The organism is Bradyrhizobium sp. Bra64 (assembly GCF_024519875.1).
Lineage (GTDB): Bacteria > Pseudomonadota > Alphaproteobacteria > Rhizobiales > Xanthobacteraceae > Bradyrhizobium > Bradyrhizobium japonicum_G.
This window is the reverse complement of record NZ_JALJRD010000002.1, coordinates 696,075-713,986: the sequence shown is the minus strand read 5'-3', so window position 1 is coordinate 713,986 and position 17,912 is coordinate 696,075. Positions and strand designations below refer to the sequence as shown.

Here is a 17,912-nt window from a genome sequence, read left to right as displayed (position 1 = left end):
ATTGGGATGAATCGTCATCGCGCTTTAGGTTCTTGTTTGAGCATGATCTTTTCGGAAAACCGCTTCGCACTTTTCCGGATCATGCTCTAGCGCTGGCGCGGGTCGAGGGCGTCGCGCAGCCCGTCGCCGAGCAGGTTCAGCGACAGCACCACGAGGAAGATCGCAAGCCCCGGCCAGATCGCCATCCACGGCGCCTGGGTCAGGAAGCGTTGCGCCGCATTGAGCATGCTGCCCCAGGACGGCGCCGGCGGCTGCTGGCCGAGGCCGAGGAACGACAGCGCGGCTTCGGCGATGATGGCGGCCGCAATCGACAGCGTCGCCTGCACCAGCAGCGCAGGCAGGATGTTCGGCAGGATATGCGAGAATGCGATCCGCCACGGTGGATTGCCGAGCGCGCGCGCCGCCTCGACGTAGTCCTCGGCCTTGACGACCAGTACCTGGCCGCGGGTCAGGCGGATGAAGATCGGCGTTGCCGAGATGCCGATCGCGATCATGGCATTGCCGAGGCTCGGCCCGAGGAATGCGGCGAGCGCGATCGCCAGGATCAGGAACGGGCAGGCCAGCATCGCGTCCGTGATCCGGCTGATCAGCGCGTCGGTGAAGCCGCCGCGATAGCCGGCGACGAGGCCGAGCGGCACGCCGATGCCGAGCGCGATCGCAACCGAGATCAGGCCTGCGAGCAGCGATGCCCGCGCACCATGGACGACGCGGCTCAGGATGTCGCGGCCGAGCTCGTCGGTGCCGAACCAGTGTGCCGCGGTCGGCGGCTTGCGCACCAGGCTCCAGCTCGTTGCAATGGGATCATAGGGCACGACAAGCGGCGCGAGCAGCGCGAGGGCAATGAACATCGTGATCACGACGAGTCCAAACACGGCGGCCTTGCGCTTGAACAGCCGCCGCCGGGCGCGGCGTGCCGGGCTGTCGAGCTCGTAGGCTTGCGTGGCGGGGCTGGCTGGCAGCGCAGCGTCTGTCATCGCCTAACCCCTCAGCCGCGGATTGACGAGGACATAGGCGACGTCGGCAACGAGGTTCAGAGTGATATAGATCGTGGCCGTCACCAGCACCACGCCCTGCACCACCGCATAGTCGCGGTTAAACACGGCGTCCACGATCAGCTTGCCGAAGCCGGGAATGGAGAAGATCTGCTCGGTCAGCACCGCGCCCGACAACAGCGTGCCGAGCTCGAGCGCGCCGAGCGTGATGATGGGCGTCAGCGCGTTGCGCATGGCATGCTTGAGGATCACCGAGCGCTCGGACAGGCCCTTGGCGCGCGCGGTGCGGACATAATCGCTCTCCAGCACCTGGAGCATGGCGCTGCGGGTATGCCGCATCAGGACCGCGGCGATCGCGTTGCCGAGCACGAAGGCGGGCATGATGGTGGCCGCCAGGCTCGCGCGCCAGTTCTCGGTGAGCGGCACGTAGCCGGAAGCCGGCAGCCAGCCGAGCTCGATCGAGAACAGGAAGATCAGCATGATCCCGAGCCAGAAGTTGGGCATCGAGATGCCCCACAGCGCAAACAGGTTCGCGCCGTAGTCCCAGGCCGAACCCTTCTTCACGGCGGCGACGATGCCGGCGGGAATGCCGATCAGGAACGCGATCACGATCGCCATCGAGCCGAGCTGCAGCGTCACCGGCAGCTTCTGTGCGATCAGCTCGCGCACCGGCATCTTGTTGCGCAGCGACTCGCCGAAATCGCCCGACAGTACGCCCTTGATCCAGTAGGCGTATTGCACGGGGACGGGTTGATCGAGCCGGTACTGGTGACGGATCTGCTCGATTACCGCCGGATCGCGCTCTTCGCCCGCCATCACCAGCGCGGGATCGCCCGGCAGCAATTGCTGAAGCGAGAAGATCAGCACCGAGACGAAGAACAGCGTCGGTACGATCTGCGCAAGGCGGCGGGCGATGAAGTTCAGCATTCTCGCGGCGTCACTTCAGCTTGAGCCCGATGACGCGGACGAGGCCGTCGGGCATCTGCTTGTAGCCTTCGAGCCTCGTCGTATGCGCGATGATGATGCGCCGGTGGTAGAGGTACAGCAGCGGCTCTTCCTCCTGGACCAACTTGGCCAGGGTCTCATAGCTGGCCTTGCGCTTGGCGGGGTCGGTGATCGATCGCGCGTCCTCCAGCGCCTTGTCGGCCTGCGGATTGTTCCACGCGCCGTAATTCTGCGGCGCGCCGCTGTGCAGGAAGACGTAGGTGTTGCCGTCGGGATCGACGCGCCCGCTCCAGGCGAGCATGTAGGCCTGGTAATCGCCGGCCTCGGCCTGCTTGAGCCCGGTTGCGAATTCGGTGACGCGGAGCTTCATGTCGAACCCGGCTTCCGCCGCCATCGACTGGATCACCTGCGCCGGCGTCTCGGTCTCCGCGCCCTTGGGCACCAGAAAGTCGACGCTGACGGGCGGTGTCACGCCGGCTTCCTTTAGCAGCGCCTTGGCCTTCTCGACGTTGCGGGGACGGACTGGAAGCGATTTTTGGTAGTAGGGATGATCAGGGTTGACCCATTGATTGCCGACTTGAAACTCGCCGTTGAACACAACCTGGTTGATCGCGTCGCGGTCGATGGCGAGGTCGAGAGCCTGCCGCACCTTGGCGGACTGGCTGAGCGGCCCCTTGGCCTTGTCCTTGCCGATGTTGAGGGTGATGCCCTGATAGCCGAGCTCGATGGCGGTCGCGACCTTCAGCCGCGAGTCGGCTCGCACCTCCTTCAGATCGGTGGCGAGCACGCGCTCGATCAAATCGAGGCCGCCGGACTTCAGGTTCGCGAGCCGCACGGTGGCGTCGACGATCGGCTGGAATACGATCTTGTCGATGAAGACGTTGTCCTTGTTCCAGTAGTCGGCGAATTTCTCGAACACGATGCGATCCTGCTGCACCCGTTCGACGAATTTGTAGGGGCCGGCGCAGACCGGGCGCAGGCCGAACTTGTCGCCGGCCTCTTTCGCCGCTTTCGGCGACATCATCATGCCGGCGCGGTCGGTGAGCTGGGCGAGCAGCGGCGAGAACGGCGACTTCAGGACCAGCTTGATCGTGAGCGGATCGACGACCTCGATATGATCGACCGAGGCCAGCTCCGGCTTGCGGAACGAACCGGGCAACGTCAGATGCCGCTCCAGCGAGAATTTGGCGGCTTCAGCGTCGAAGTGTTCGCCGTCGTGGAATTTAACACCGGGCCGCAGCTTGATGACGAGGCCCTTGCCGTCGTCGACGGTTTCGCTCGACAGCGCGAGCTGCGGCACGATGTTGAGCTTCTCGTCGATGTCGAACAGCTTGTCGCAGAACGCGGAGAACACGATGCGGCCGACATAGGTGCGCGCCATCGTGGGATCGAGGATGTCGGGGTCCTCGGCGAGGCCGATGCGCAGCGTGGTCTGGGCCTGTACGGCTCCGATCGACAGCAGGACGGCGGCGGCCGTTACGGCCAGGCGAAACATCTTCATCGGACAATCCCCATTGCTTCGGCTATTTCGTTGTGGACGCGGCGCATTGTATATTAACCCCGGCCGGGCGCCCGCCTTCCGTCTTTCGGCTGAAGGCGGCGACCAATTTCGACAGCGTCGGCGAAAATCCGCCGTCGGTCGGCAGAATGGCGTCGGCAGACGGCAGCTCCGCCGTGCGGTGGCAGGCGGTGGCGTGGCCCGCGCCGTCAGCCAGGAGCGCAGGCGCTTCGCTGCGGCAGCGCTCGACAACGAAGGGGCAGCGGGTATGGAAGCGGCAGCCGGCGGGCGGATTGAGCGCGCTCGGGATCTCGCCCTCCAGCAGCACGGTCGCGCGCTTCGCCTTCGGCTGCGGCAGCGGGATCGCTGACAGCAGCGCCCGGCTATAGGGATGGCGCGGTGATGCGAACAGCGCATCGGCCTCCGCCGTCTCGACGATCTGGCCGAGATTCATCACCGCCACGTGGTCGGCGATGTGCTTGACCACGGCGAGATCATGCGAGACGAAAATGTAGGCGAGGCCGAGCCGGTCCTGCAGCTCGCGCAAAAGGTTGAGGATCTGCGAGCGGATCGAGACGTCGAGCGCCGAGACCGGCTCGTCGCAGATGATCAGTTTTGGTTCGACCGCGAGTGCCCGGGCGATGGCGATGCGCTGGCGCTGGCCGCCGGAGAATTCGTGCGGGTAGCGCCGGGCCAGCCGAGGCTCCAGCCCGACCAGCCGCAAGATTTCCTCGACGCGTTCGCGCCGCCGCGCAGCCGGCACCAGATCGTGCAGCGCCAACGGCTCGGCCAGGATCTGGCCGACCGTCATGCGCGGATTGAGCGAGGCGTAGGGATCCTGGAAGATGATCTGCGCCTCGCGGCGGAACGCGCGCAGCGCTCCGGCGTCGAGAGCAAGCAGATCGCGGCCTTCGAAACGGATTGCACCTGCATCCGGTTCGATCAGCCGCAGCACCAGGCGGCTGACGGTGGATTTGCCGCAGCCGGATTCGCCGACCAGTGCCAGCGTCTTGCCGGCTTCGAGTGAGAAGCTGACGCCATCGACGGCTTTGACATGCGCCAGCGCCCTGCCGAACAACGAGCGCTCGGCAACGAAATGCTTGACCAGGCCTTGGACCTCGAGCAGCGCCATCACGACACCAGAAGTTCGAGCGGCGCGCGGATGCAGCGCGAGAGGTGGCCGGCGCTGATTTCGACGAGCGGCGGCGGCGTCCTAGTGCAGGCGTCCAGCACGAAAGGGCAGCGTGCACTGAACCGGCAGCCCGCCGGCGGCTGCGCCATGTTCGGCACCATGCCCTCGATCGTCGCGAGCTGCTCGGCGCGATGGTCGAGCCGCGGGATCGAGCCGAGCAAGCCGACGGTGTAGGGATGCTGCGGCGCGGAGAACAATTCGTCCACCGTCGCGCGCTCGACGATCTCGCCCGCATACATCACCGCGACCTCGTCGCAGACCTCGGCGACCACGCCGAGATCGTGGGTGATGAGGATGATCGCGGCGCCGCTCGCCGCCTTCAATTCCCGCATCAGTTCGAGAATCTGCGCCTGCAGGGTGACGTCGAGCGCAGTGGTCGGCTCGTCCGCGATCAGCAGCTGCGGGTCGCAGGCCAGCGCCATCGCGATCATCACGCGCTGGCGCATGCCGCCGGAAAGCTTGTGCGGGTAGTCGTCGATCCGCCGCTCGGCCGAGGGAATGTGGACGCGGCGCAAGAGCTCGATCGCACGCTCGCGGGCGCTCTTTCGCGAGCCGCCGCGATGACGCAGGATCGTCTCGATGATCTGGTCGCCGATCGTGAAGCTCGGATTGAGCGAGGTCATCGGCTCCTGGAAGATCATCGCCAGCCGGTTGCCGCGGAGGTCGCGCAGCGTCTGGTCCGAGGTTTTCAGCAGGTCAAAACCGTCGAAGCGGATCGCGCCTGAGATCTCCGCGTTCTGTTTCGGCAGCAGGCCCATGATTGCGAGTGACGTCACGCTCTTGCCGCAGCCGGATTCGCCGACGAGGCCGAGCGTGGCGCCATTGGCGACGCTGAGATCGACACTGTCGACCGCATGGGTGACGCGGCCGTCGTCGCCGTGGAAGCGGATGCGCAGATCCTCGATCTCGATCAGTGGGCTCGTGCTCATGATCGTCTTGCACGCGCTGCGGCGATGCTGGCGTCGATGACGCTGCGATCGGTGTTGCCGGCCGGGTTCTGCCGCGTCGGCATGGAGGCGCGAAAATGCACCCAGAGTTCCTGGCTGACCCCTTCGAGCCGCTCGAGCTCGCCGAGCGGGTCGGGATGATCGTCGGAGCGAATGTCCAGCGCCGCCCATTCCTCCTCGCCGTGGATCAGCAGCGCCGCCGATTGCTTGCCGCGCTTGTCGCCGCCGGCCGCTTCGCCCGCGCGCATGGCAGCGAGCAGGCGGCGCGGGAAGGGCAGGCTGTCATTGGCAATGTAGGTTTTTGCGGTCTCGTCGAGCACGTCAGGGCCGGCCAGCATGTTGCCGGCGATTGAGAAGCCGCTCCCTGCGATGTGGCCGCACCAGTCGACGCAGTCGCGGCCCGTATGGGCGGCGATCTCGCCGCTCGCATCCATGAGGTGGATTTGGCGGCTCTCGCGGCCGTCGTCGGTCGCGAGCAGCGCGGCAAGCACGTCATGCGCATTCAGGCCCTCGCGCAGCAGCTTGACGCCGTCGATGCCATAATAGGGATTGACGAAAGCTTGCGTCGCGATGGCACCGAGGCCGGCCGCGATATAAGGGACCCGTGCGCCGACGGCGAAGAAGCGCGTGGCGACGGCGATGCCGAACTGGCCGGTGGCAGGATCGCGCGCGATGATCGACCAGGTCATGTGTTGCCTTCAACGCCCCGCGGCGTAACCTTGCATGCCGCGCGGGTTGGCCGCGGCGCGCCGCCGCACTCCGACGCGCGAAGCCGCCGTGAGACGGCCTTCCGACCAGTCGGGGCCGACTTCCACGATATGTCCGCGTTCGCGAAGATTCTCGATCGTCGCCTTCGGCACGCGGTTCTCGACCACGAGCACGCCGGGGCGTGCGGTGCGCGGCCAGAACGAGATCGGAAAATGCTCGGAATGCCAGGCCGGCGCGTCGATCGATTCCTGGAGATTGAGATTGCAATGGACGTGGCGCAGGAAGAATTGCGTGATCCACTGGTCCTGCTGGTCGCCTCCGGGCGAACCCCAGGCGAGATACGGCTCGCCGTCGCGCAGCGCCATGGTCGGCGACAGCGTGGTGCGCGGCCGCTTGCCCGGCGCGAGCGCGGCGGGATGGTCTTCCTCCAGCCAGAACATCTGAGCGCGGCTGCCGAGGCAGAAGCCGAGCTCGGGTATGATCGGCGACGATTGCAACCAGCCGCCCGACGGCGTCGAGGACACCATGTTGCCGGCCTTGTCGATGATGTCGAAATGCACGGTGTCGCCGCGTACCTCGCCGAATCGCCCGACCGTCGGCTCGCCGGCGCCAAGCGCGCCGACCGCCTCGCGTTGCCCCTCGGCGCGGCGCAACTTCACCACACCGCCAAAACCTTCGACCGAACCGGGAAGGAAGTCGAGCGAGGCCTTGTCCGTGACGAGCTTGCGGCGCTCGTCGTTGTAGGTGTCCGACAATAGCGTCGCGATCGGGATCTCGGTGAACTTGGGATCGCCGTAGAATTTTTCGCGGTCCGCAAAGGCGAGTTTTGCGCATTCGATCTGGAGATGGATGAACTCCGGTCCGGTCGGATCGAGTCCGTCGAGCGCAAAGCCCTTCAACAGCGCGAGCTGTTGCAGCGTCACGGGACCCTGGCTCCAGACGCCGGCCTTGCAGACGGTGTAGCGGCCATAATCGTAGGTCAGCGGCGCCTCGACGGTCGGTTGCCACCGCGCCATGTCGTCGGCCGAGAGCACGCCGCGATGTGGCGAGCCGCTGACGTCCATCACGTCCTGGGTGCGGCAGAACTTGTCGATGGCTTCCGCAACAAAACCCTGCGACCAGGATTTTCGTGCACGCTCGATCTCGGCGTCGCGGCCTCCGCCGCCGCTCTCGGCTTCGCTCAGGATGCGGGCGTAGGTTGCCGCCAGCGTCTTGTTGGTGAACAGCGTACCGGGCTTCGGCACTTCGCCGTTCGGAAGATAGACCGCGGCAGAGGTCGGCCAGTGCTTGCGGAACAATTGTTCGACGGTCTGGATCGTGGCGCAGGCGCGCTCGACCAGCGGATAACCGTCGCGGGCATAGGAGATCGCGGGCTCCAGCACGTCGCGCACGCGCATCGTTCCGTAGTCGCGGAGCAGCATCATCCAGGATTCGAAGGTGCCGGGCACGCAGGCGGCGAGCAGGCCGGTGCCGGGCACCATGTCGAGACCCTCGTTCTTGTAATGCGCGATGGTGGCGCGCGCCGGCGCCGGACCCTGGCCGCAGATCACCTCGGTGCGGCCGCGTTTCACGTCGTGCACGATGATCGGGACGTCGCCGCCGGGGCCGTTCAGATGCGGTTCGACCACCTGCAGCGTAAAAGCGGTGGCGACGCCGGCGTCGAAGGCATTGCCGCCCTTTTCCAGAATGGCCATGCCGACGGCCGTCGCGATCCAGTGGGTGGTGGCGACGACCCCGAAAGTGCCTTCGATCTCGGGCCTCGTCGTGAACGGATCGGGATTGACGTTGCTGGCCATGGGTTACCTCAGTTGCGGCGCGCGCAATTGATCACAGGGAATGCCGGGTCGCCAATGCGCTGCTAGCATGGCACGCGCGCGTCACGCAGGCACCGGCGCGGTGTTGACGGCGTGGCAGGCGATGCCGTCGATCAGTGCCGGGACTTCCTTGCGGCAGAGATCGAACGCCAGCGGACAGCGCGGGTTGAAGGCGCAGCCGGACGGCGGATTGATCGGGTTCGGGATCTCGCCCTTGACCGGGATGCGCTGGCGACCGCTCATCGCAAGATCGGGCACGGCGCCCAGCAGCATCTTGGTGTAGGGCATGCGAGGACGGGCGAACAGTTCACGCCCCTCGGCGATCTCGACAATGCGGCCGAGATACATCACGCCGACCCGGCTCGCCATGTGGCGGACCACGGCGAGGTTATGGCTGATGAACATGTAGGTCAGGCCGAGCTTGTCCTGGAGGTCGCGCATCAGGTTCAGGATCTGCGCCTGCACGGAGACGTCGAGCGCGGAGGTCGGCTCGTCGCAGACGATGAACTCGGCGTCGGAGGCGAGTGCCCGCGCAATCGCGATGCGCTGGCGCTGGCCGCCGGAGAATTCGTGCGGGAACTTCAAGCGGTCGTCGGGATGCAGACCGACGAGGCTGAGCAGCTCGCCGACCCGGGCCTGGATGTCGCGCTCGCCCTGGATCAGGTCGAAGGCACGGATCGGCTCGGAGATGATGGCATCGACCCGGAAGCGCGGGTTCAGGCTCGCATAGGGATCCTGGAAGATCATCTGGATGCGGCGGCGCAGCTTTCGCCGCGCTTGGGCCTGCCGCGGATCGGTCATCGAGATGCCGTCGATCAGGACGTTGCCGGAACTCGGCGGCAGCAGGCCGACGACCATCCGCGCCACCGTGGTCTTGCCCGAACCGGATTCTCCGACCAGCGCAAAAGTCTCGCCCTTCCTGATGTCGAAAGTGACGCCGTCGACGGCCTTGAGATATTCGAGATGGCCGCCCTCGAGCACGCGGTTGAGCCAGGGCTTTGAGACGTCGAAGACGCGGCGCAGATTTGTGGCCTGGACGAAGGGAGTGCTCATGCCGCGCTCTCCGCCGGCACGCTGTCATAGAGATGGCAGGCGACGGATTGCGTGCCGCGCGGCAGCGGCTCCGGCCTCTCCACGCGGCAGCGATCGAAAACGAATGCGCAGCGCGGATTGAACGAGCAGCCCCGCGGGATCGCCGACAGCCGCGGCATGGAGCCGGGAATTTGCACGAGACGCTTGTCGTCGCCGGCAAGCGTCGGGATCGCGCCCATCAAGCCCTTGGCGTAAGGGTGCAGCGGATTCCTGACGACGTCCTGTACGGGGCCGATCTCGGCGACGCGGCCGGCATACATCACCGCCACGCGGTCGGAGGTCTCGGCGATCACGCCCATGTCGTGGGTCACCAGCATCACCGCGGTGCCGTGGTCGCGCCCGAGCCGCTTGATCAGCGAGATGATCTGCGCCTGCACGGAGACGTCGAGCGCGGTGGTGGGCTCGTCCGCGATGATCAACTCCGGCTCGGCGCAGATCGCGAGCGCAATCACCACGCGCTGCCGCATGCCGCCGGAGAATTCGTGGGGATAGCCGTCGATGCGTTTCTCCGGCGCTGGGATGCCGACCTCGGCAAGCAGGTCGATGGCACGACGGCGTGCAGCTGTCTCGGAGAGATTCAGATGCGTTCTGATCGTCTCCACGATCTGGTCGCCGACCCGGTACAGTGGATTGAGCGAGGTGAGGGGATCCTGAAAGATCATGCCGATGCGTTTGCCGCGAATACGGCGGATCTCCTCCGGCGGCAGATTGTCGATGCGCAGGCCTGCGAGACGAATCTCGCCGCCGGCGATGCGGCCGGGCGGATCGATCAGGCCGATCACCGAAAGGCCGGTGACGGATTTGCCGGCGCCGGATTCGCCGACTACGCCGAGCACCTCGCCCTTGGCAATGTCGAAGGAGACGTCGTCGATGGCGCGCAGCGTGCCGCGGCGGGAGGCGAACTCCACCTTGAGATTGCGTACGGAGAGAACAGGTTCGGTCATGGGCGACGCACACTCATCGAAGTTTTGGGTTGAGCGCGTCGCGCAGCCAGTCGCCGAGCAGGTTGATGGAGAGGATCAGCGCGGCGAGCGCGAACCCCGGGAAGGCGACGATCCACCATTCACCAGCGAACAGATAATTGTTGCCGATGCGGATCAGCGTGCCGAGCGAGGGCATGGTGTCGGGCAAGCCGACGCCAAGGAAAGACAGCGTCGCCTCGGTGATGATGGCGAGCGCGAGATTGATGGTGGCGATGACGAGGATCGGGCCCATTGTGTTCGGCAGCACATGCCGCAGCATGATCACGGGGGCAGGCAGGCCGATCAGCTGCGCAGCGGCCACGTAGTCCTTGTTCTTCTCGACCATCACGGAACCGCGCACGGTCCGGGCGTACCCGACCCAGAAACTCAGGCCGATCGAGATCACCAGCACCACCAGCATGCTGGTGGCATCCAGCCGGTTGCCGAGGATCGATTTCGCGATGCCATTGACCAGCAGCGCGATCAGGATGGCGGGGAAGGTGAGTTGGACGTCGGCGATCCGCATGATCACGCTGTCGACCGCGCCGCCGAAATAGCCGGCCATCAGGCCGAGCGCGATGCCGAGCGCACCGGCGAAGATCACGCCGGCCATGCCGACGGCGAGCGAGATACGCATGCCATAAAGGATGGCGGAGAATACGTCGCGGCCCTGCTCATCGGTGCCGAGCAGGAACGGGCTCTGGCCGTCGGCTGTCCATAGTGGTGAAATCCGCGAGTTCATCAGCTGAAGTTGCGCCGGATCGAACGGGTTCTGTACCGCAAGCCATGAGGCAAAGATCGCAAGCAGGAAGAACAAGACCGTGATGGCGGCCGCAACCATGGTGAGCTTGGAGCGGCGGAAAGAATAGAAGACGTCGCTGTCGAGCGCGCGGCTGAGCCAGCCGCGGGCGGCATGCGCCGGCGGCGCGCCCTGCTTGTCGGAATTGGAGACGACTGCGTCGGACATGCAGGCTGCCTTACGTGGCGCGGCCGACGGTCGAGCGCAAGCGCGGATCGACCACGGTGTACAGGATGTCGACCACCAGATTGATGGTGACGAAAATCAGCGAGACCATCAACAGGTAGGCGGCCATGATCGGGATATCGACGTTTTGCACGGCCTGAACGAACAGAAGTCCCATGCCCGGCCACTGGAACACGGTTTCGGTGATGATCGAAAATGCAATAACCGAGCCAAACTGGAGGCCTGCTACCGTGATCACGGGAATGAGCGTGTTCTTCAGTGCGTGGCCGAAATGGATGGCGCGTGTGGTCAACCCCCGGGCGCGCGCGAAGCGGATATAGTCGGTTCGCAGCACTTCCAGCATCTCCGCGCGCACCAGTCGCATGATCAGGGTCATCTGGAACAGGCCAAGCGTGATCGAGGGCATGATCAGCGCCTTCAGGCCCGACAGCGTGAGCAGGCCCGTGGTCCACCAGCCGAGCTTGACCACCTCGCCTCGGCCGAACGAGGGCAGCCAGCCCAATGTCACCGCGAACAGATAGATCAGGAGGATGCCGATCAGGAACGTCGGCAGCGAGATGCCGATCAACGAGACCGCCTGGAATAATTTGGCGAGCGCGGTGTCGCGCTTGAGCGCCGAATAGACGCCCATCAGGATGCCGAACACCATTGCGAATATGGTCGCGCAGATCGCGAGTTCGAGCGTCGCGGGCATGCGCTCCATCAACAGCGTCGAGACCGGCTGGCGGAATTGGTAGGAGACGCCGAACTTGAACTGCGCGGCGTCGCCGAAATAGCGCACGAACTGCACCGGCACGGGATCGTCAAGGCCGAGCGACTTGCGCACGGCTTCGCGTTCGGCCGCCGACGTGTCGATCGAGACGATCTGGTTCACGGGGTCGCCGGCGAAGCGGAACATCGAGAACGCGATGATGCCGACGGCGAACATGACGCCGATGGCCTGAAGGGCGCGGCGAAGAGTGAAAGCGAGCATGCCTTCCACTATCCTTGGGTGTGCGTACGGCCAACGTGCCTGTCAGCCGAAAAAAGGAAAGGTCCCGGAAGCCTGACGCCGCCGGGACCTCGTGATCAACGGACGCTATTCCTTCTTGGTCGCCCCGCGGAACATGACCAGATTGTCGGCGCGCTGCGGCAGGTCCACCTTCTTCGATACGCCCCAGGCGAGCGCCTGCTGGTGTAGCGGGATGTAGGCCCAGTCCTTGATGCTGATCTCATAGGCTTGCTTGATCAGCTGGTTGCGCTTGGCGGCGTCGGTCTCGACCAGCACCTTGTCGGTGATGGCGTCGAACTCCTTGTTGCAATAGCCGCCGAGATTGGCCTCGCCCCGCGAGGATTTCGCATCGTCGCGGCAGCCCATGATGTCATAGAGCACGTTGTGGGAGTCCATCGTGCTCGGAGTCCAGCCCAGCAGGTAGAACGAGGTCTGGTAGCCGCCCTGCTTCAGCACCTTGGCGAAGTACTGCGCCTTCGGCTGCGCCAGCAGGTTGATCTTGACGCCGATGCGGGCGAGCATGCCGACGACGGCCTGGCAGATCGCGGCGTCGTTGACGTAACGATCGTTCGGGCAATCCATCGTGACCTCGAAGCCATCCGGGTACCCGGCCTCGGTCAGGAGCTTCTTGGCGCCATCGGGGTCGAATTTCGGCCGCGTGAACTCCTTGGACAGCGCGTACAGCTCCGGCGCGATCATCAGTGCCGACGGCGTCGACAGCCCGCGCATCACGCGCGTCTTGATCAGCTCGATGTCGATCGCCTTGTAGAACGCCTCGCGGACGCGGACGTCCTTGAACGGGTTCTTGCCCTTGATGTTGGAGTAGAGCAGCTCGTCGCGAGTCTGATCGAAGCCGATGAAGATGGTGCGCAGCTCCGGCCCCTTCAGCACATGGGCATTCGGGCTGGAATCGACGCGGGAAATGTCCTGGACCGGCACCGGCTCGATGACGTCGACCTCGCCCGAGAGCAGCGCGGCGACGCGGGTGGCGTCGGAGGCGATCGGAGTGAAGATGATCTCTTTCAGGTTGCCTTCGACCTTGCCCCAGTAGTTGGGATTGGCCTTGAACACCGTCTTCACGCCGGGCTGATGGCTTTCGATGATGAAGGGACCGGTGCCGTTCTCGTGGAGCGAGGCGTAGCTCGGCGTGGTCGCCGCCACCGGCGTCGGATCGACGACGTTGTTCTCCTCGGCCCATTTCTTGTCCATGATGTACCAGACGTCCCATGCCGAATGCAGGATGGGATTGGGCGAGGGCAGGATGAAATCGACGGTGTAGTCGTCGACCTTGACAACCTTGACGTCGGGCGCAAGGCGGGTCTGCATATTGGACCCCTTCTTGCGGACGCGATCGGCGGAGAACAGCACGTCGTCGGCCGTGAAGGGGTCGCCGTTGTGGAACTTCACGCCCTTCCGCAAATGGAAGCGCCAGCGGGTCGGCTCCAGGGTCTCCCAGCTCTCCGCCAGCGCCGGAATGATCTTTAGATCCTTGTCGCGGGCGGTGAGGCCTTCATAGGCGTGACCGAGATGGGCGTGGGTGGTGCTCTCGTTGAGCGTATAGGGATCGAGCGACTTCAGGTCGCCCTGGTTGGCATAACGTAGCGTCTGGCTCGACGCCGGCGAGACCGCCAACGCAAGCATACCGGCGAGCGTCGCCGCAAACAGACTTCGACCGACTGACATTCTTGACCCTCTCCACTCTGCCGCGCCGTGATTTTTGATTGTTCGGCGGGCGTCCCAATCCATGTTGCCCAGAGTTCTCGACCCGTGCAAGCGCCATTCCAGCAAGGAACGCGCCAAGTTGCACCGCTTTGCAGCAATGCTGACCGACAATTTAGCGGCGAGAGGCGCACGGGCGACATTCGACTTTCGACCTGCGAGGTCCCGGCATAACGAGGGAAATCGCCCCGCAGGCGCCCGGCGGGCATGTACATGGCGAAGCGTTTTGATTGACCATATCCGCCGATAGCCAAGTCCGGCGCCCGTCCGTCTGCCTCAGGTCGCTTGCGTCACATGCCATGTCGCGGCGATACTGTGCCAGGCCGCTCGAATCTCAACCGGAGGGGACATGAAAGTTAACATCGAAATCGACTGCACCCCCCTCGAGGCCCGCCAGTTCTTCGGATTGCCGGATGTCTCGCCGATGCAGGTTGCCGTCATGGAAAAACTGCAGCAGCAGGTCTTGAGCAATATCGACAAGGTCTCGCCGGAATCGCTGATCCAGAGCTGGTTCACCTTCGATCCCAAGATCGCCGAGCGGTTTCAGGACATGTTCGTCACCATGGCCGGCCTCGGCGGCACGCGCAGCGGCGACAAGAAGAAGTAATGCCGTCCGGGCCGGACGGGCCGCAGACCTCAGACCGGCTGCGGCCGCCGGGCCTTGGCTTGCTGCTCGCGGAGGCCCGTGGGCTCTTCGAATTCAATGCCAGCCTGCTGCTGTCGCCGGTCCTGATGCGCGCGCCCAAAGGCGATGGCCATCCGGTGCTGGCGCTGCCGGGCTTTCTCGCCAGCGACCTCTCGATGGCGCCGATGCGGCGTTATCTCAGCGAACTCGGTTATGGGGCACATGCCTGGCGGATGGGCCGCAATTTCGGCGGGCTTGGACGGATACGGGATTCGCTCCGCGCCCGTCTCGCCGAAATCCACGCTGCGAGCGGACGCAAGGTCAGCCTGGTCGGTTGGAGCCTTGGCGGCGTCTATGCGCGCGATCTCGCGCTCCAGGCGCCGGAGATGGTCCGTTACGTCATCACGCTCGGTAGCCCTTTTGCCAACGATGTTCGGGCGACCAATGCGACGCGGCTCTACGAGGCGCTGTCCGGAGAGCAGGTGGAGGATTTTGCCGAACTGCGCGCGGCGATCGCGGGCGATCTGCCGGTGCCGGCGACGTCGATCTATTCGCGCGCCGACGGTGTCGTGAACTGGCGGACCTGCCTGCTGCGTCCTTCCGACCGTGCCGAGAACATCGAGGTGCACCTGGCGAGCCATATCGGGCTCGGGGTGAACCCTGCGGCGCTGTGGGCGGTGGCGGACCGCCTGGCGCAACCGGAGGGGGAGTTCTGGCCATTTGACCGGGCAGGGCCGTTTGCCATTGCATATGCCCCGCCGGAACAGGCAATATCGGCCTGACGAGAAGCGCCGGGAAAGGCGCCCGTCAAAACTCGCGGAGGGAACCATGGCCGACGGTAAGAAGCTGTCGTCGCTGGACGCATCATTTCTTTATCTGGAAACGCCGGAAATGCCGATGCATGTCGGCAGCATGGCGATCTTTCGGTTGCCCGACGACTACAAGGGCGACTTCTTCGAAGACTTCAAGGCGATGATCGTCTCGCGCCTGCACATCGCGCCGATCCTGAGGGCGCGGCTGGAGAAGGCGCCGCTCGACATCGATCATCCGTCCTGGGTCGAGGACGACCAGTTCGACATCGACCGCCACATCTTCCGCGCCAGCCTGCCGGCGCCGCACGATCGCGCCACGCTCGAGCGCATCGTCGGCTGGATGCACGCCAAGCTCCTGAACCGCGCCCGCCCGCTCTGGGAGTTCTACGTGTTCGAGGGCATGAAGGACAACGAGGTCGGCCTCTATTCCAAGATGCATCATGCCGCCATCGACGGCGGCGCCGGCGCGGCGCTGACCAACATGATCTACGACATCTCGCCGATCCCCCGGAAGGTCGATCCGCCGACGGCAGGAGCCAAGCCCGGGCAGGAGCCGCGCGATATCGCCGCGAACCTGCTCGATTCCTATCAGCAGCTCTTCACCCAGCCGCTCGATGCCTCGGCGGCCGCCAAGAATCTCCAGCTGCCGCGCACCGGCAAGAGCGACATCGGCTCGATCCTGTTCGACAACGCGATGTACCAGATCGAGAGCGCGGTACGTTTTGCCGGCAACATCCCGACCATGGTCAAGAGCGTCTCCGACGTGCTCGGCAAGATTTCCGATCCGAAGTCGCGCGAGAGCCTGGCCAGCATGGTGTCGCCGCCGACCATGCTCAACAAGTCGATCTCGTCCGAACGCAGTTTTGCCGGCGTGTCGATCTCGCTGTCGCGATCCAAGGCGCTGGCCAAGCAGGCCGGCGGCAAGCTCAACGACGTGGTGCTCGCGCTCGCTTCCGGCGTGGTCCGGCGCTACCTTCAGCAATACGGCACGCTGCCGGCGAAGTCGCTGACCGCGGCGGTTCCGATTTCGTTGCGCGAAGAGGGCAACACCGAAGCCAACAACCAGGTGTTCGGCATGATCTGCTCGATCGCGACCAACATCGACGATCCCAAGGCGCGGCTGGAAGCCATCATCGCGCAATCGACCAAGTCCAAGGAAATGTCGCATCCATTGCGTGCCTTGATGCCGCAGGTCTCCAACATCTCGATGCTGGGTGCGCCGATCATCGTCCAGATCATGGCGCTGCTCTACAGCCGCTCCGACCTGTCGGACGTGCTGCCGCCGGCGGCGAATATCACGGTGTCCAACGTGCCGGGACCGCGGCAGACGCTCTATGCCGCCGGCGCCGAGCTCTTGCACATCTTCCCGGTGTCGATCTCGACGCACGGGCAGGCGCTCAACATCACCGTGCAGAGCTATCGCGATCAGCTCGATTTCGGCTTCATCGTCGGCGCCAACGTCATTCCGCATGTGCAGGTGATGTGCGATATGCTGCCGGAAGAATTCGCCGCGCTGGAGGCGGCCTATGCGCCGCCGGCGGCGGACATCAAGGGCGCCGCGGAGTAGGAATGTGTCGATGATCGAAATGCCGCCGCTCCAGTTCGCGCAGACGAACGGAATCCGCATGGGCTACTACGAGGCGGGCCCGGCCGATGACAAGCCGCCGATCGTGCTGTGCCATGGCTGGCCCGAGCTCGCCTTTTCCTGGCGTCACCAGATCAAGGCGCTGAGCGAGGCCGGCATCCGGGTGATCGCGCCGGACCAGCGCGGCTATGGCGCGACCGACCGGCCGGAGCCGGTCGAGGCGTATGACATAGAACATCTGACAGGCGATCTCGTCGGACTGCTCGATCATCTCAACATCGATAAGGCGATCTTTGTCGGTCACGACTGGGGCGGCTTCATCGTCTGGCAGATGCCGCTGCGGCACATCGACCGGGTCGCCGGCGTGGTCGGCATCAATACGCCCCATACCAACCGCGCCTGGGCCGATCCGATCGAGCTCCTGCGCGCGCGCTTCGGCGACAAGATGTACATCGTGCAGTTCCAGGACCCGGCGCGTGAGCCTGACAGGATCTTTGGCAGCCGCGTCGAGCAGACCTTTGACGCCTTCATGCGCAAGCCGGCGCCGCGCCCGGCAGATGCTCCGGCGGAGGAAGTCGTCGCTGGTGTCGGTGCCTCGCCGCGGCTGAACCTGGCATTCCCGCAAATGATCGCGGGCTATGATGCCAAGCACGATCCCCGGACGCCGATCCTGTCGGCGGAGGAGAAGAAAGTGTTCGTCGATGCCTTTACCAGGACCGGATTCACCGGCGGCATCAACTGGTATCGCAACATGTCGCGCAACTGGGTGCGCTCCGAGGGGCTCGATCATACGGTGCGCGTGCCGTCGTTGATGATCATGGCCGAGAATGATGCGGTGCTGCCGCCGTCGTCCGCCGATGGCATGGAGAAATTCATTCCCGATCTGGAAAAGTACCTGGTCCGCGACAGCGGCCATTGGACGCAGCAGGAGAAGCCTGAGGAGGTCAGCGCCAGGCTGATCGAATGGCGTAGAAGGCGGTTCGGCTAATTCGTCATTGCGAACTCGTCATTGCGAGGAGCGAAGCGCCGAAGCAATCCAGACTGC

The 17,912-nt window shown here is 64.9% G+C and carries 16 protein-coding genes; 4 read left to right on the top strand and 12 right to left on the bottom strand.

From position 1 onward, the window contains the following. Positions 1 to 86 precede the first annotated feature (86 nt). The 12 genes from NR187_RS10805 to NR187_RS10750 form a co-directional block, all read right to left on the bottom strand. Positions 87 to 974, bottom strand: coding sequence for an ABC transporter permease (locus NR187_RS10805; protein WP_256806430.1), 888 nt, complete (start codon positions 972 to 974; stop codon positions 87 to 89). A gap of 3 nt (positions 975 to 977) precedes the next feature. After that, a complete protein-coding gene (locus tag NR187_RS10800; protein WP_211382719.1) occupies positions 978 to 1,919 on the bottom strand; it encodes an ABC transporter permease in 942 nt (313 codons plus the stop codon). Positions 1,920 to 1,929: 10 nt separating this feature from the next. Next, the gene (locus NR187_RS10795; protein ID WP_256806429.1) at positions 1,930 to 3,438 is read right to left on the bottom strand and encodes an ABC transporter substrate-binding protein; all 1,509 of its coding nucleotides are present in this window, start codon (positions 3,436 to 3,438) and stop codon (positions 1,930 to 1,932) included. Positions 3,439 to 3,460: 22 nt separating this feature from the next. Further along, entirely contained in the window at positions 3,461 to 4,567 is a 1,107-nt protein-coding gene (locus tag NR187_RS10790; RefSeq protein WP_211382721.1) for an ABC transporter ATP-binding protein, read from the bottom strand. Beyond that, positions 4,567 to 5,556, bottom strand: coding sequence for an ABC transporter ATP-binding protein (locus NR187_RS10785; RefSeq protein ID WP_211382722.1), 990 nt, complete (start codon positions 5,554 to 5,556; stop codon positions 4,567 to 4,569). The genes NR187_RS10790 and NR187_RS10785 overlap by 1 nt, the downstream gene beginning before the upstream one ends. Beyond that, positions 5,553 to 6,263 (bottom strand): DUF1028 domain-containing protein, encoded by a 711-nt coding sequence (locus NR187_RS10780; RefSeq protein ID WP_211382723.1) that lies wholly within the window; start codon positions 6,261 to 6,263, stop codon positions 5,553 to 5,555. The genes NR187_RS10785 and NR187_RS10780 overlap by 4 nt, the downstream gene beginning before the upstream one ends. Positions 6,264 to 6,272: 9 nt before the next feature. Beyond that, positions 6,273 to 8,078 (bottom strand): gamma-glutamyltransferase family protein, encoded by a 1,806-nt coding sequence (locus NR187_RS10775; RefSeq protein WP_211382724.1) that lies wholly within the window; start codon positions 8,076 to 8,078, stop codon positions 6,273 to 6,275. A gap of 81 nt (positions 8,079 to 8,159) precedes the next feature. After that, positions 8,160 to 9,149, bottom strand: coding sequence for an ABC transporter ATP-binding protein (locus NR187_RS10770; protein WP_211382725.1), 990 nt, complete (start codon positions 9,147 to 9,149; stop codon positions 8,160 to 8,162). Further along, positions 9,146 to 10,132, bottom strand: a complete 987-nt coding sequence (locus NR187_RS10765) for an ABC transporter ATP-binding protein (protein WP_211382726.1) — start codon at positions 10,130 to 10,132, stop codon at positions 9,146 to 9,148. The genes NR187_RS10770 and NR187_RS10765 overlap by 4 nt, the downstream gene beginning before the upstream one ends. 13 nt (positions 10,133 to 10,145) lie before the next feature. Beyond that, positions 10,146 to 11,117 (bottom strand): ABC transporter permease, encoded by a 972-nt coding sequence (locus tag NR187_RS10760; RefSeq protein WP_211382727.1) that lies wholly within the window; start codon positions 11,115 to 11,117, stop codon positions 10,146 to 10,148. Positions 11,118 to 11,127: 10 nt separating this feature from the next. Continuing rightward, complete coding sequence (locus NR187_RS10755) at positions 11,128 to 12,108, bottom strand: ABC transporter permease (RefSeq protein ID WP_211382728.1); 981 nt, start codon at positions 12,106 to 12,108, stop codon at positions 11,128 to 11,130. Positions 12,109 to 12,213: 105 nt separating this feature from the next. Continuing rightward, positions 12,214 to 13,809 carry an ABC transporter substrate-binding protein gene (locus NR187_RS10750; RefSeq protein WP_211382729.1) on the bottom strand — a complete coding sequence of 532 codons (1,596 nt, stop codon included), beginning with the start codon at positions 13,807 to 13,809 and terminating at the stop codon, positions 12,214 to 12,216. 385 nt (positions 13,810 to 14,194) lie between these two features. On the opposite strand from NR187_RS10750, the gene NR187_RS10745 reads away from it, so the two are divergent. The 4 genes from NR187_RS10745 to NR187_RS10730 are packed head-to-tail and all read left to right on the top strand — an operon-like array spanning position 14,195 to position 17,855. Further along, positions 14,195 to 14,452: a DUF6489 family protein gene (locus NR187_RS10745; RefSeq protein WP_211382730.1), complete on the top strand. Its 258-nt coding sequence runs from the start codon at positions 14,195 to 14,197 to the stop codon at positions 14,450 to 14,452. After that, the gene (locus tag NR187_RS10740; protein ID WP_256806428.1) at positions 14,452 to 15,252 is read left to right on the top strand and encodes a triacylglycerol lipase; all 801 of its coding nucleotides are present in this window, start codon (positions 14,452 to 14,454) and stop codon (positions 15,250 to 15,252) included. The genes NR187_RS10745 and NR187_RS10740 overlap by 1 nt, the downstream gene beginning before the upstream one ends. A 46-nt stretch (positions 15,253 to 15,298) precedes the next feature. Continuing rightward, positions 15,299 to 16,849, top strand: a complete 1,551-nt coding sequence (locus NR187_RS10735; RefSeq protein WP_256806426.1) for a wax ester/triacylglycerol synthase family O-acyltransferase — start codon at positions 15,299 to 15,301, stop codon at positions 16,847 to 16,849. 10 nt (positions 16,850 to 16,859) lie between these two features. Next, positions 16,860 to 17,855 (top strand): alpha/beta fold hydrolase, encoded by a 996-nt coding sequence (locus NR187_RS10730; protein ID WP_211383528.1) that lies wholly within the window; start codon positions 16,860 to 16,862, stop codon positions 17,853 to 17,855. Positions 17,856 to 17,912 lie beyond the last annotated feature (57 nt).